General features: G+C 35.7%; 13 protein-coding genes and 2 tRNA genes. 6 read left to right on the top strand and 9 right to left on the bottom strand.

Translation table 11 applies throughout. From position 1 onward, the window contains the following. Positions 1-25: 25 nt before the first annotated feature. Positions 26-814, top strand: coding sequence for a diadenylate cyclase (locus B2Z27_RS07920; protein WP_058103638.1), 789 nt, complete (start codon positions 26-28; stop codon positions 812-814). Next, a complete protein-coding gene (locus B2Z27_RS07915) occupies positions 811-1,608 on the top strand; it encodes a DUF3667 domain-containing protein (RefSeq protein WP_286813261.1) in 798 nt (265 codons plus the stop codon). Before B2Z27_RS07920 ends, B2Z27_RS07915 begins: the two co-directional genes overlap by 4 nt. Here B2Z27_RS07915 and B2Z27_RS07910 read toward each other — a convergent pair whose 3' ends face one another. Then, positions 1,609-3,375 carry an ABC transporter ATP-binding protein gene (locus B2Z27_RS07910; protein ID WP_058103640.1) on the bottom strand — a complete coding sequence of 589 codons (1,767 nt, stop codon included), beginning with the start codon at positions 3,373-3,375 and terminating at the stop codon, positions 1,609-1,611. Further along, positions 3,368-4,117, bottom strand: a complete 750-nt coding sequence (gene truA / locus B2Z27_RS07905; RefSeq protein WP_286813260.1) for a tRNA pseudouridine(38-40) synthase TruA — start codon at positions 4,115-4,117, stop codon at positions 3,368-3,370. The genes B2Z27_RS07910 and truA overlap by 8 nt, the downstream gene beginning before the upstream one ends. Positions 4,118-4,263: 146 nt before the next feature. Here truA and B2Z27_RS07900 point away from each other — a divergent pair, with 146 nt between their 5' ends. Further along, on the top strand, positions 4,264-4,758 hold the full coding sequence (locus tag B2Z27_RS07900) for a metallophosphoesterase family protein (RefSeq protein WP_286813259.1): 495 nt from the start codon (positions 4,264-4,266) through the stop codon (positions 4,756-4,758). A gap of 42 nt (positions 4,759-4,800) precedes the next feature. Here the strand turns inward: B2Z27_RS07900 and B2Z27_RS07895 are convergent, their stop codons facing one another. The 3 genes from B2Z27_RS07895 to B2Z27_RS07885 form a co-directional block, all read right to left on the bottom strand. Further along, positions 4,801-5,661 (bottom strand): hypothetical protein, encoded by an 861-nt coding sequence (locus B2Z27_RS07895; RefSeq protein WP_071341507.1) that lies wholly within the window; start codon positions 5,659-5,661, stop codon positions 4,801-4,803. Between the two features lie 119 nt (positions 5,662-5,780). Continuing rightward, a complete protein-coding gene (locus B2Z27_RS07890; RefSeq protein ID WP_058103644.1) occupies positions 5,781-6,278 on the bottom strand; it encodes a hypothetical protein in 498 nt (165 codons plus the stop codon). A 243-nt stretch (positions 6,279-6,521) separates the two neighbouring features. Next, positions 6,522-6,932: a DUF4293 domain-containing protein gene (locus B2Z27_RS07885; protein WP_286813258.1), complete on the bottom strand. Its 411-nt coding sequence runs from the start codon at positions 6,930-6,932 to the stop codon at positions 6,522-6,524. 202 nt (positions 6,933-7,134) lie between these two features. Here B2Z27_RS07885 and rho point away from each other — a divergent pair, with 202 nt between their 5' ends. Beyond that, on the top strand, positions 7,135-8,769 hold the full coding sequence (gene rho, locus B2Z27_RS07880) for a transcription termination factor Rho (protein WP_071341506.1): 1,635 nt from the start codon (positions 7,135-7,137) through the stop codon (positions 8,767-8,769). A gap of 203 nt (positions 8,770-8,972) precedes the next feature. Further along, on the top strand, positions 8,973-9,677 hold the full coding sequence (locus B2Z27_RS07875) for a hypothetical protein (RefSeq protein ID WP_215996388.1): 705 nt from the start codon (positions 8,973-8,975) through the stop codon (positions 9,675-9,677). Positions 9,678-10,463: 786 nt separating this feature from the next. On the opposite strand, the gene rpsT is transcribed toward B2Z27_RS07875, so the two are convergent. From rpsT to proS, 4 genes are all read right to left on the bottom strand, one after another. Continuing rightward, positions 10,464-10,715 (bottom strand): 30S ribosomal protein S20, encoded by a 252-nt coding sequence (rpsT, locus tag B2Z27_RS07870; RefSeq protein ID WP_036152561.1) that lies wholly within the window; start codon positions 10,713-10,715, stop codon positions 10,464-10,466. A 47-nt stretch (positions 10,716-10,762) separates the two neighbouring features. Then, positions 10,763-10,834, bottom strand: a tRNA-Glu gene (locus tag B2Z27_RS07865). 43 nt (positions 10,835-10,877) lie between these two features. Further along, positions 10,878-10,949: transfer RNA gene (locus tag B2Z27_RS07860), tRNA-Glu, on the bottom strand. A 78-nt stretch (positions 10,950-11,027) separates the two neighbouring features. Next, the gene (proS, locus tag B2Z27_RS07855; protein ID WP_286813257.1) at positions 11,028-12,503 is read right to left on the bottom strand and encodes a proline--tRNA ligase; all 1,476 of its coding nucleotides are present in this window, start codon (positions 12,501-12,503) and stop codon (positions 11,028-11,030) included. 96 nt (positions 12,504-12,599) lie between these two features. Between proS and B2Z27_RS07850 the strand changes: the two genes are divergently transcribed. Further along, positions 12,600-13,919, top strand: a complete 1,320-nt coding sequence (locus B2Z27_RS07850; protein ID WP_286813256.1) for a hypothetical protein — start codon at positions 12,600-12,602, stop codon at positions 13,917-13,919. The last annotated feature ends 19 nt before the right edge of the window (positions 13,920-13,938 follow it).

Raw genomic sequence — 13,938 nt, 5'->3', positions numbered from 1 at the left:
CTTAATTTTACTAAAACGGACCTGATTGGATTTTTTAAATTTTATTGATTTTAAGATTACCGATGTTTTAGACATCATCTTTGTTGCCGTGCTCTTATACTACATTTATAAGCTGGTAAGAGGCTCTGTTGCTATTAATATTTTTATCGGAATTGTCATTGTTTGGGCATTTTGGAAATTGACCGAGTTGTTAGACATGCAAATGATCAGTAGCATGGTAGGTGCATTTATGCAAGTTGGATTAATTGCTTTGATCATTGTTTTTCAACAAGAGATCAGAAAGTTCTTGCTAATGATTGGGTCAACCAATTTTGCCAACAAAAGAAACTTTGTAAAACACTTTAAATTTTTAAAGCAAGAAGGGATTTCTACAGAAACCGATGTAGACGCTATAATTAAAGCTTGTGAAAAAATGGCTAGTACCAAAACCGGGGCCATCTTAGTTATAGAACGTAGCAACTCTTTAGATTTCATTAAAAGTTCTGGAGATCGTATGAATATTGAAATCAACCAACCCATTCTAGAAAGTATCTTCTATAAAAACAGCACATTGCATGATGGTGCCGCAGTTATTGTTGGTAATTATATTGTTGCAACAAGAGTAATTTTACCAGTGTCAAACGAGCGAAACATCCCCCTTCGTTTTGGGTTACGACACAGAGCTGCAGTCGGTATTAGCGAAAAAACAGACGCCCTAAGTATAGTGGTCAGTGAAGAAACAGGACTAATCTCCTATATTAAAAACGGGGAATTTGTTTTGTATGATTCTATCACCCAATTAACTAATATGCTGAAGCAAGATTTGGTGCAATGAATTGTAAGAACTGCCAGAACAACTTAAGAACGAATTATAGTTATTGTCCCCATTGTGGCGCTAAGGTAATTAGAAACAGACTTACAGTAAAGAATTTATGGCATGATGCTACCGAGCGATTTTTTAACATTGACAATACCTTTCTTATAACATTTAAGCACCTTTTTACTAAACCTGATGAAGTTATTGGAGGATACATTAGCGGTGTTAGAAAGAAGTACTTAAACCCTATTAGCTATTTTACAATAGCCATTACTTTTGGAGGATTATTTGTATATGTATGCACTGAGTTTTTCCCTAATGCTTTAGACTTTGATTTTCTATATCAAAGTGGAGAGTCTATGACCGAAGCAGAAAAAATGGGTCAGGATTTTCAAAAACAATGGAATACTTATCTGTTTAAATATCAAAGTTTGGTATATATAGCCATGCTTCCATTTCTAGCATTGATATCCAGACTTGTATTTTTCAACAAAAAACAATTTAATCTGAGCGAACATTTTGTAATCAACATCTATGCATACTCTCAAATGTCTATTCTCATCAACATCTTATACCTGTTGACTATTTGGAGTTCAAAAATGTTGTATTATGTCTCTTTTGGAAATATGATTTTCCAAATTTTATTTTTTACTTGGGTATTTTTCAAAATCTTTAATCTTACTATAAAACAGACCATAATAAAACTATTATTATTTCTAGTTTTATTAGGCGTTGTGTTTACGATTTTTATTATCGGAATATCAGTTTATTTGGCTTTTTTCACGGACACATTTCAGCAAATGACTCCTTGATCAAGCAACCTCCTCAGCTAAGAACTGAGCCTCATACAGATTACTATAATAACCACCTTTTTTAAGAAGTTCTTTATGTGTGCCTGTCTCAACTATGTTACCGGCATCCATTACAATAATTTTATCCGCTTTTTTAATAGTAGCTAATCTGTGTGCAATTACGATAGAAGTTCTCCCTTGGGTAATCTTATCCGTAGCCAATTGGATCAATTGTTCAGAATACGTATCTACGGACGATGTAGCTTCATCCAATATTAAGATACTAGGATTACTTACATATGCACGTAAAAAAGCAATTAGCTGGCGTTGACCACTAGAAAGCATGGTACCGCGCTCTTTCACATTATAGTGATAGCCACCTGGTAGGCTAGAAATAAATTCATCTACCCCAATAGCCTTGGCCGCTTTTTCTATATCATCAACAGATATACTTTCATCCTTTAAAGAAATGTTATTTGCAATGGTATCGGCAAAAAGAAACACATCTTGTAATACTACGGCAATATGGGATCTTAATGAAGATAATTTATAGTCTTGAATATCAACACCATCAACCTTAATTGAACCTGAGTTAATTTCGTAAAATCTGTTCAATAAATTAATGATCGTACTTTTTCCGGCTCCTGTAGCACCAACAATAGCTACTGTTTCTCCTGCTTTAACATCAAAGGAAATACCATGTAACACCTCTTCATCTTCCAAATATCCAAAATGAACGTTTTCAAAAGAAATATCACCACTTACCACTTCTTTCTCATAAGAACCTACATTTTGTATGTGACTATCGGTATCTAAAATTTTAAAAACTCTATTAGCCGCAACCATACCCATTTGCAAGGTGTTGAACTTGTCCGCAATTTGGCGCAATGGTCTAAACAACAAATCTATCAACATAATAAAAGCAAATAACGTACCTGCAATATCAGTTGAAATATTCGCTACATTCTGTAAGCCACCGTACCAAACAATTAACCCTACCGTTAAAGAAGAAACAATTTCAGCAATAGGGAAAAAGATAGAATTATACCATACAGTTTTCAACCAAGCTTTTTTATGCTTTTCGTTTATTTCCCTAAACTTGGCGCTTTCAATTTTCTCTCTGGTAAAAAGTTGAACGATTTTCATTCCTGTAATTCGCTCCTGCACAAAGGAATTTAAATTTGAAACCTCTGCCCTTACCTCGGTAAACGCTACTTTCATCGCTTTTTGAAACCATCTAGTAGCATATACTATAATTGGCAATAACGCAAATACGATTAATGATAACTTCCAATTAATAAACAACATGACCATTGCCGCAACGACCATTTTCAATAAATCGGCCACAATGACAAAAAAACCTTGACTAAAAATCTCTCCAATTCGTTGCATATCTGCAACAGCCCTAGTTACCAAAACACCCAATGAGGAATTATCAAAATAGGTCATTTTAAAAGAAAGCATTTTCTTGAAAAGACTTATCCTAACATCTTTGATCACAGATTCTCCTAACCAGTTAGCGTAATAATTGAACGCCAGTTGAAAAATTACCTGACCAAGCAAAACCACCAACATAGCAACCGTTAAATACAATAGCATTTCTTTATTGCTGCCCTTAATGGCCTCATCAATAATTTTTTTTACAATCAAAGGGGTTAGAATAGCAAAACCAGACAATAATATGGCAGACAATGCAACGCCATAAAATGTAATTTTGTACGGTTTTGTATAGGCTAGTAAGCGTTTAAAAAGACGAGTGTCAAATGCTTTGCCAGAATCCTTATCCATTCTTTAAAATAGTATTGGGGTAAACAATAGAGGTCAAATATAGTCCTTTTGCCGGAACAGAAACGCCTGCCATTGTCCTATCCTTGCTTTTTAATATGGTATTAACATAGTCAGGTGAATATTTCCCCAATCCAACATTAATTAGCGTACCAACGATAGCCCTAACCATATTTCTTAAAAACCGATCTGCCGTAATGGTAAATACAAGCTTATTATTTTCTAGCTTCCATTGTGCTTCTCTTAGGTCACAGATATTGGTAAAAACATCTGTATTGGATTTAGAAAAACATTCAAAATCTTTTTTGCCCAACAATAGTTCAGCTGCATCGTTCATTAGTTGAATATCTAGATCTTTTTTTACGAAATATGCAAGGTCCGTAGAAAAAGGGTCCTTGCTTTTTGCAATATGATATTCATATGTTCTGGAAGTAGCATGAAAACGTGCATGTGCATCATCTTCTACTTCAAAAATACGTTCTACCGCAATGTCATTTGGCAAATAAGAATTAAGTCTGAACACATATTCAGGAATATCACCCAAGCTATCAACATCAAAATGGGCATACATCATTTTGGCATGAACACCAGTATCTGTACGTCCTGCACCCATTAATGCAACCGGACTGTTTAAAAGTTTGGACATCGCTTTTTCCAGCACTTCTTGCACTGTAATGGCATTTGGCTGATTTTGCCAACCGTGATACGCTTTACCGAAGTATGAAAATTGAATGAAGAATCTCAAAAGGATATACTAGTTTTGTATTTGACAAAGGTATTAAAAACCATACGTTTTAACATTCCTGGCACCCACAGTAAATGGGAAAACTTAAACGTTGGTTATTTTCATTTTTCATGGAAAGTCAATAAATATAAAATTCAGCAATAATAATGACCAAAATTCTTCTTCTTTCCGATACACATTCTTACATGGACAACGCCATATTAAAACATGCAAGATGGGCAGACGAAGTATGGCATGCAGGGGATATTGGGAACTTAAAAGTAACCGATGCACTTGCAAAACTTAAACCACTAAGAGGTGTACATGGCAATATTGACGATCATATCATTCAAAAAGAATTTCCTGAAAACAATAGATTTTTCTGTGAGGGAGTTGATGTTCTTATTACCCACATTGGAGGGTATCCACCTAAATACAATAGTAGAACACGCGATATTATTAAAGAAAATCCGCCTAAACTTTTCATTTGTGGTCACTCTCACATTTTAAAAGTAATGATGGACAAAAAGTTAGGGGTACTACATATGAACCCTGGGGCCTGTGGAAAACATGGGTTTCATCAAGTACGCACCATGTTACGTTTTGTTATCGACGGAGACAATATTAAAGATCTTGAAGTAATTGAGCTTGGAAAAAGATAAAAACAGGGCGTCACTTAACACTTACACCCTGTATTTAGCTAATTAATATTCAAATGAAACTCCCAAAGAAATGGTACCACCATCGTAGACATTTTTTCTATCTACCAGAAAACCGGCATAATCGGAGTATTGCGCAACCAAATTAAAATGATCTGTAATCTTATACATTGACGTAATTCCGTAATTTGTAAATGTAGTACCCTCACCAAATAAGAAAGAGCCACTTTGTACATTGTTCTCAGAAGATAATCTTTCTTGAATTTTCAATTTTCCAATAAGATATAGCTTATTAAAGAACAAATGTCCTAACTCAACCCCGGCTTGAAATTGGTTACTGAATCCTTCAGTTCTAAAATTTACACTTGAAAATGCCGATGCATATGTTTTACCGTTTTTAAAACCATGGGATGCGGCCAAGGTTGTCCATATATTAAATTCACCATCAGAAACAGGTAAATTTATTTCATCAAATTGACCAAAGGCATTTGGCTCGTTAGATCTTGCAAAGTTAGTACCATCATTAGTAGGTATATCCAAAGCAACCTGTAAAGACAAAGGAAAGCTTTTAAGTAGCTTATACTTAACTCCCAATTGTATATTACCTACACCAGCAACAGTTTCTGTAGTGCTAAAACTATTTAAACGAACAATTGGCAAATCTACTATTGCCGTAAACCTATCGGAGATACCGTATTCACCGTAAAGCAAGAGTCCGCTGGTTCTAAAATCGCTTCCTTGATCAGCCAATCTACCCTCTGTTGTATAATAATTATTAGAAGAGAAATATGATGCCGAAGCTTGAAGATAGAATCCCTTTGCCTCCCTTGTCCATCCGCTTTGCGCCTGCAGACCAACAGTAAGCAAGCAAAAGCAAATACCTAAGAAGATTTTTATTTTTTCCATAATTCTGTTTTTTCAAATTATAGGCCACAACATTGAAAACCTATAAAAAAAGCCTTTGGGAGACATAGAAAAACAGAATCAGGTGTCTCTATTCCCAAAGGCAATCAATATTCTATTTTTTAGTTTAATGCTACATTTCCAAAAGGAATATTAGCCGTAGCACACCAAAGAATAATGTGTGTGTATTTAGCATCAGGCATTGCATCTAACTTTATGAACATTTCACCATTACCGGCAACGTTACCAATAAGCATTAGATCTGGGTTACCGTTAGCTGGATCGGCAGTGAAAGTGTCTGAGGTAGAAAAGAAAATACCTACGGTACCAGTACCTAATTCAGTTGTAAAATCATCTCCAAAATGCACAAAATAAGAACTTTCGGTATCTACACCCAATTCAACCAAACCTTGGGTAGGCGTGCCACTTTCTGCTACCAAATTACCGCTTAATGAAACGGTTAGGTCACCAACTGGCATTGAAGAATCTACTTCAACCGTTTCTGTTTCAACCACAGTTTCCGTAACGGTTACTGTTTCTACATCATCATCTGAGCAGCTAACAAAGAATGTTGTTACGGCACTAAGTAATAATACAAGTGTAAATTTTCTGTTTTTCATAATCGTAAATTTTTAAAATTGTTTTAGTTTAAAACAGGATATTAACGACTATCGCTAACCTTGCTGTTTCTTGAGGACAAACATAAAACCACGATATCACGAAGAATTCAAGAAAAAGTAAACAGTTTATCACATATGATTGAAATACTGCAATATTTCTGTGATATTTAAGAAAGTGGAGACATAAAAAAACCCGGTAACTACCCCGGGTTTTAACGCACTAATACTACTAAGATTACAGGCTTAACGTAAGCGATCAACAGATTTTACAAGATCTTCATCCTTTTTTATTGCCCTATTTGCAAGGACCAAAAAAATGATAGAAAATACTGGAATCAGCATCCCAATACCCTTCTCAGAAACCGAAGTTTCTCCGGATAAGTTTAGTGATCGGTAAACGAAAAATCCTAATAAAAAAACGTTCAATATCATGTTCAGCCTGTTTATTACAAACTGAGATTTTCTATTTTTAAATTGTACCATAGACCAAATAGCCAAAACGGCACTTGCGTAAAATGCGATAGAAATGAGCAATTCATTGTTTGCAAAAACTTCTATACCATCTACATCAATCCACAGATTAAAGAAGAACGGAAGTATACCCGTAAGTATTGCAACAATTACTAAAAAAAGGCTCTGAATTCTTTGAATCATAAATCTAATATCGCTTTCTAATTGCAAAAATACAGGTCTTTTCAGAAAATATAACCATTTTATTCAAAATAATTTGTAATATTGCTACGTTATCACGTCATAACACCTACCAGTTAAGGAATAACTTTCCTTATAGATTATCCAAATAAAATTATTTACTTCTTACAATACAAACTACTTATATAATTTATTCTATTACTTAATGTTTGAGATTTCAGATTTAAAATCGAAAAAGCTACCTGAGCTTCAGGAAATTGCTAAAGGACTTAAGGTTCCTAAATTCAAAACCTTGAAAAAACTAGATTTAGTTTATCAAATTTTGGACCTACAAGCTGCCAACCCAAAAGTTGCCGCAGCTATTGCCCCCACAACCACTGAAGAGGCACCTAAGCCTACAGAAGAAAAACCGAAGCCTAAACCTAGACCTAGGACACGTGTTGCACAAAACACCAAAAAGGATGCTAGTACAGACGCTAAACCGGCTACGGCAAAAGAGACTCCCGTAAAAAAGGAAGCTCCGCAAGAAAATGAGGTTAAAGAAGTTACTGAACAAAAAAGACCTAGACCAAGACCTAAGTCTTCAAATCAGTCAAACAATAACAATAATAAGAATTCGCAACAGAATAATAATCACAAGAAGAAACCTAACCCAAGGACTCCTCATGACAAAAGTAATTTTGACAAAGACCTTAAAAACAGGTACAAGGAGCCGGAATATGAGTTTGATTCCATAATAGCCAGTGAAGGTGTGTTGGATATCATGCAAGACGGATACGGTTTTTTACGTTCTTCCGATTATAACTACCTATCATCACCTGATGATATCTATGTTTCTCAGTCGCAAATTCGTCTTTTTGGCCTTAAAACAGGTGATACCGTTTTAGGTAACGTTAGACCGCCAAAAGAAGGTGAAAAGTATTTCCCTCTTATTAAGGTAAATAAAATTAACGGCATAGACCCTCAGATCGTACGCGATCGTGTATCATTTGAGCATTTAACTCCGTTATTCCCACAAGAAAAATTCAATTTGGCAGAACGCCAAAGTACAATATCTACCCGTATTATTGATTTGTTCTCACCTATTGGTAAAGGGCAAAGAGGTATGATCGTATCGCAACCTAAGTCTGGTAAAACCATGTTACTTAAAGATATTGCGAACGGTATTGCTGCAAACCATCCTGAAGTTTACCAAATTATTTTACTTATCGATGAAAGGCCAGAAGAGGTTACGGATATGCAACGTAATGTTCGTGGTGAAGTTGTAGCATCTACTTTTGACAAAGAACCGACTGAGCACGTAAGAGTTGCTAATATTGTTTTGGAAAAAGCAAAGAGATTAGTAGAATGTGGTCATGACGTAGTAATCCTTTTAGATTCCATTACACGTTTGGCAAGAGCCTACAATACTGTTCAACCAGCTTCTGGTAAGGTATTAAGTGGTGGTGTTGATGCTAATGCATTACATAAGCCAAAAAGATTCTTTGGTGCTGCACGTAATATTGAAGGTGGTGGTTCACTGTCTATCATTGCAACAGCCTTAACTGAAACTGGATCTAAAATGGACGAAGTTATTTTTGAGGAATTTAAAGGAACCGGTAACATGGAACTTCAATTGGATCGTAAGATTGCAAATAGAAGAATTTTCCCTGCTATTGACCTTACTTCTTCAAGCACACGTAGAGATGACATGCTACTTGATGAAAACACCCTACAACGTATGTGGATAATGCGCAAGTACCTTGCAGATATGAATCCTGTAGAAGCCATGGAGTTTATTGAGCAACGTTTTAAACAAACCAAAAACAATGAAGAATTCTTGATGACAATGAATCAGTAATTCTTTTTAATTATAATTTTAAATCCCGATTTCTTAATGAAATCGGGATTTTTTATTTTGTAGCATGCTCACCATCATAAACTACCCTAATAATAACATCAAAAATTAAAGCTGCTATTTTTTTGATATCTTTATAAAATCAGAAAGAACTATCCCCCAGTCTTTTAGCATTTTTCTTTAGTAAACACTTAAAATCTCAGAAAATGAAAAGACCATCTATCCTAATCAGTAAAATCTTATGCGCCATTATCATCTCTGCTTTTATGAGCTGTAATGATCAACCCAAAGAGCAAGACCCAAAGGAACCGGTAAAACCAGTGGTATTAGCTCCTCAAGAAATAGTACCTATTTCACAGGCAAAAAATATGTATGACTCCTATGAAAAAAGGCGGGTACCATTAATACAACGTTATGAAGACTCTATAAATAAAATAACCAAAAGAGATGAAGAGTTTCATGTTGGCAGATTTGTTTACTACGATTATAAAACCATCAAGCAATATTTAGAATATATTGAACAAGAAGCTGCCGATGCCGGAGTTGAAATTTCCACATTAAGACTTTACTACTCCAACTACCCAAATGAGGAATATTTCCCTCAAAGCAAAGAACCGATCAAACACCCAAGACAGAACAGCATTATGCTCTCCCCTACTTATAATGACGGTAAGCGTGATTATCTTTTTTATATAGCTCAAGGAGCAAAGGGCAAACAAGCCGTACCTATGAACAATAGCTTTGAACCAATAAATGAAGGTTATGGCAATAATAATGACCCCAATACAAAAGCATATGCTTCATTTGCACCAACAACAAGTACACCAAAAGCTGTACCGGCAATATTACAAGGTCAAGAAAGTCTAACTTTGAATAGAGGCACAGGTGTACCGCCGCCAAAAAACCAATAAACATTTCACAGTCAAATAGCCCGTTAAACCATGTTGGAGTATATTTTAAATAATTACTACATCTGTTTCTATTTCATAGCACTGGTTTTATCCATTACCAAGTATAGGCTATACTACGATACCATCTTAAAATATTTACCCATAATATTAAGCTACGTTTTATTATCAGAAATACTAGGTGCTATCGTTAGGGATGTAGATGATATACAATTAGTTTATATACCTGAATATTATAATTACAACACTATAATTTTCAATATATTCGACATTGTATTCTATCTATATTTCTTTTATATTTTCTATCAATTAATTGAAAACAAAAGAAGTAGAATTCTCATTAAATATGGTGGTGTATTATTTTTATTGACCTGTATAGTCAATTTGTTTTTACAAGACTTTTACACCGAACCTCAGAACTATGCAATTATTGCGGGTGCAATAGTATTAATATTTGCGTGCCTAACTTATCTATACAAGATATTTACAGAAGAACAGAAATTTATACCTAGAAAAAACTTGCTATTTTGGATCAGTTTAGGATTACTTATGTTTTACATCTGCTACCCTATTTCCATGTATATATTGTCTTTTGATTATCAACTGTACACTACATACAATCTCTCTAAGTATCATTATATTTCAATAGCGACAATGTACCTCTGCTTCATCATAGGTTTTCTATCAATGAGAAGACTAAGGTTACCAATGAGGCAGACAAACTAAAATTTAGCCCATAAAAAAAGCCTCCCAGTTTTGGAAGGCTTTTTAATTTCTTAAGGCAATATCTTACAAAGCGGCAACGTGCTTTGCCAACTTACTTTTTAAGTTAGCAGCTTTGTTATCATGAATAATGTTACGCTTAGCTAAACGATCGATCATACTAACAACACTTGGAAAAAGAGCCTCTGCATCTTTCTTAGATTCTTCTGCACGCAATCTCTTAATAGCATTACGTGTAGTTTTATGCTGATATCTGTTACGTAAACGAACTGCTTCGTTTCTTCTAATTCTCTTTAATGCCGACTTGTGATTTGCCATTTTATTCTCTGTTATAATTTCTTCGGATTTTCATCCATTTAATTTTGTAGTCCGTAGGGGAATCGAACCCCTGTTACCAGGATGAAAACCTGGCGTCCTAACCCCTAGACGAACGGACCATTATGTCACTGCTTTGGAAAATTATCCAAAAATTTAATTTTGTAGTCCGTAGGGGAATCGAACCCCTGTTACCAGGATGAAAACCTGGCGTCCTAACCCCTAGACGAACGGACCATACTTTGTGTAATTGCGGATGCAAAAATACAAATATTTTTCACTATCGCAACACCTGAATATAATTTTTTAAAAAAATTAATATGCTTTTGCAAATAACACCCTTTTTTGAGACGGTTTACCGCTAACCATACACACACCTTCTTCACTCTTTGCATCAATAGGAATGCAACGTATAGTGGCTTTTGTCTCCTCTTTCACTAGTTCTTCCGTTTCTTTACTTCCATCCCAATGAGCAGAAATAAATCCTCCTTTTTCTTCTAAAACTTTTTTGAATTCATCATAAGAATTCACTTCGGTTATATGATTATTTCTGTAATCAAGTGCTTTCTGGTACATATTCTTTTGAATATCGTCCATTAAGAACTCTATTTTTTCAACTACATCTGTAGCATTTACCGTTTCTTTTTCCAAGGTATCTCTTCTTGCCACTTCATAAGTACCATTTTCCATATCTCTTGGTCCAATAGCTAAACGTACAGGCACCCCCCTTAATTCATATTCATTGAACTTAAACCCTGGTTTGTGCGTATCTCTATTATCAAATTTCACAGAAATACCTTTACCCCTTAGTTCTTTCACTAACGGATTAACAGTTTCCGAAATTTGGTCCAATTGATCAATTCCTTTGTAAATAGGTACAATAACAACTTGTATAGGTGCTAATTTTGGAGGAATAACTAAACCATTATCATCACTATGAGTCATTACCAAAGCACCCATTAACCTTGTAGATACCCCCCAAGAAGTAGCCCATACATGCTCTTTACCGCCTTCCTTGGTCGCAAATTTAACATCAAAAGCCTTAGCGAAATTCTGGCCCAAAAAGTGAGATGTACCTGCCTGCAAAGCTTTACCATCTTGCATTAAAGCCTCTATACAATATGTCTCAATTGCTCCTGCAAATCTTTCACTTTCGGTCTTAGTTCCCTTAATTACAGGCACCGCCATATGATTTTCAACAAAATCAGCATACACGTTCATCATTTGCTCTGCCTCTTCTATGGCTTCTTTTTCCGTAGCATGGGCCGTATGACCTTCTTGCCATAAAAATTCTGCCGTTCTCAAGAACAATCTTGTACGCATCTCCCAACGAACCACATTTGCCCATTGGTTAATTAATAATGGTAAATCTCTGTAGGACTGTATCCATTTTCTATAAGTATCCCATATAATAGTTTCAGAAGTAGGTCTAACAATAAGCTCTTCCTCTAGTTTAGCTTCTGGATCTACGATTATACCACTTCCGTCTTCGGCGTTTTTTAACCTATAATGTGTTACAACAGCACATTCTTTTGCAAAACCTTCTACGTGACTTGCTTCTTTACTTAAATATGATTTTGGAATAAACAATGGAAAATAGGCGTTCTCATGTCCGGTCTCCTTGAACATTTTATCCAAACCAGCTTGCATCTTCTCCCAAATACCAAAACCATATGGTTTTATGACCATACAACCTCTAACACCGGAGTTTTCGGCTAGATCGGCCTTAACTACCAATTCATTATACCACTTGGAATAATCCTCGCTTCTCTTTGTCAAATTTTTACTCATTATCTAGACTTTGGCACAAATTTTGTGATTCTTTGTATGTAATAATTGGGTAAAACTAGTTATTTTTAATATGTTCAACAATATAATTTTGATCCGATGATATATTCCTTACCCCACAACAAACTTCGCAACATTACAATGTTGGTAACCCTGGCAGTTTTTGCTGCTTCTTGCGGTACCTACCAACAATCTTCATATTATGACAATGACGGTATTTATTCAGACGACGTTGTAAGAACGGTAGAAAGAAGACCTGAACAAAGAAACTACAATCAAAATACTTCAGAAAACGATACCTATTCATCTTATTTTGGTGAAAAGGCGGATCAATATGATCAAATTTTGGATAGCGAGATCTTTACCGATGTCGATTCTTATTCAAGTAATAATTTAGACGAAGAAATTCCTGAAGGCCAACTGACCGATTATTATGCCAATTCTAACGACTATGAAGGTTATGGTAGCTGGGGCAGCAACAATTCCGATGTAAGCATCTATATTCACAATAATGGATGGAACAATTGGGGCTACGGAGGATTCTACGGATGGAACGACCCATATTGGGGCTGGAACAACTGGGGTTGGAACAATTGGGGCTACGGAGGTTACTACGGTTATGGATGGAATAGACCATGGGGATGGAATAGATGGAACAATTGGGGTTATGGCGGATTTGGATTTGGCTACGCAGGTATTGGTTTCGGCTGGAACCGTCCTTTCTACGGTTATGGATACGGTTATGGTTATGGCAACGGGTATTACAATCGAAATCGTGGATTTTCCAATAGAAGCTATGCAGTTAACAACTCAAGAAGAGGCAATTACAATAGAAACACAACAAATAATAGCGGATTATCTTCTACAGCGGCTAGAGGTCGTTCTAATGTAAACACCAGAGGTGACTCACCTAGGTATAGAAGCACCACTTCTAGAGCGACAACTTCTAGAAGCTCTGCAAACACACGTAGTTCAAGAACGTATTCTGGCAACTCTTCTACAAGAAGAACTGTTGGTGTGGACCAAAACAGAGCATACAGAACAAGCAGAAGCACTAGAGCAACACCAAGATATAGCAGTTCCTCTAGAAACTACAGCAGCAGATACAGTAGCAGCCCAAGAACATACAGTTCTAGCTCATCTAGATCAAGCAGTAGGGTTAGCGTTCCCAGAACGTCTACCTATAGAAACTCCGGTAGTAGCTCAAGAAGTTATTCTTCGGGCAGAAGCTCAGGAAGTTCTAGCAGATCTTACCGTAGTTCCGGTAGCAGTTCTAGAAGCAGTAGTTACAGTTCTGGAAGAAGCAGTTCTAGTGGCAACTCTTACAGAAGCTCTGGAAGCAGCTCTAGGAGTTCAAGCAGTGGATCCTCTTCTAGATCGTCTGGTTCTTCAAGAAGCAGCAGCAGTAGAAGAAACTAAAATCTAACATTTATCAACA

The organism is Maribacter sp. UBA3344 (genome assembly GCF_002362375.1).
Lineage (GTDB): Bacteria > Bacteroidota > Bacteroidia > Flavobacteriales > Flavobacteriaceae > Maribacter > Maribacter dokdonensis.
Note: the sequence above shows the minus strand (reverse complement) of the source record. Positions and strands in the feature narration are given on the sequence as shown.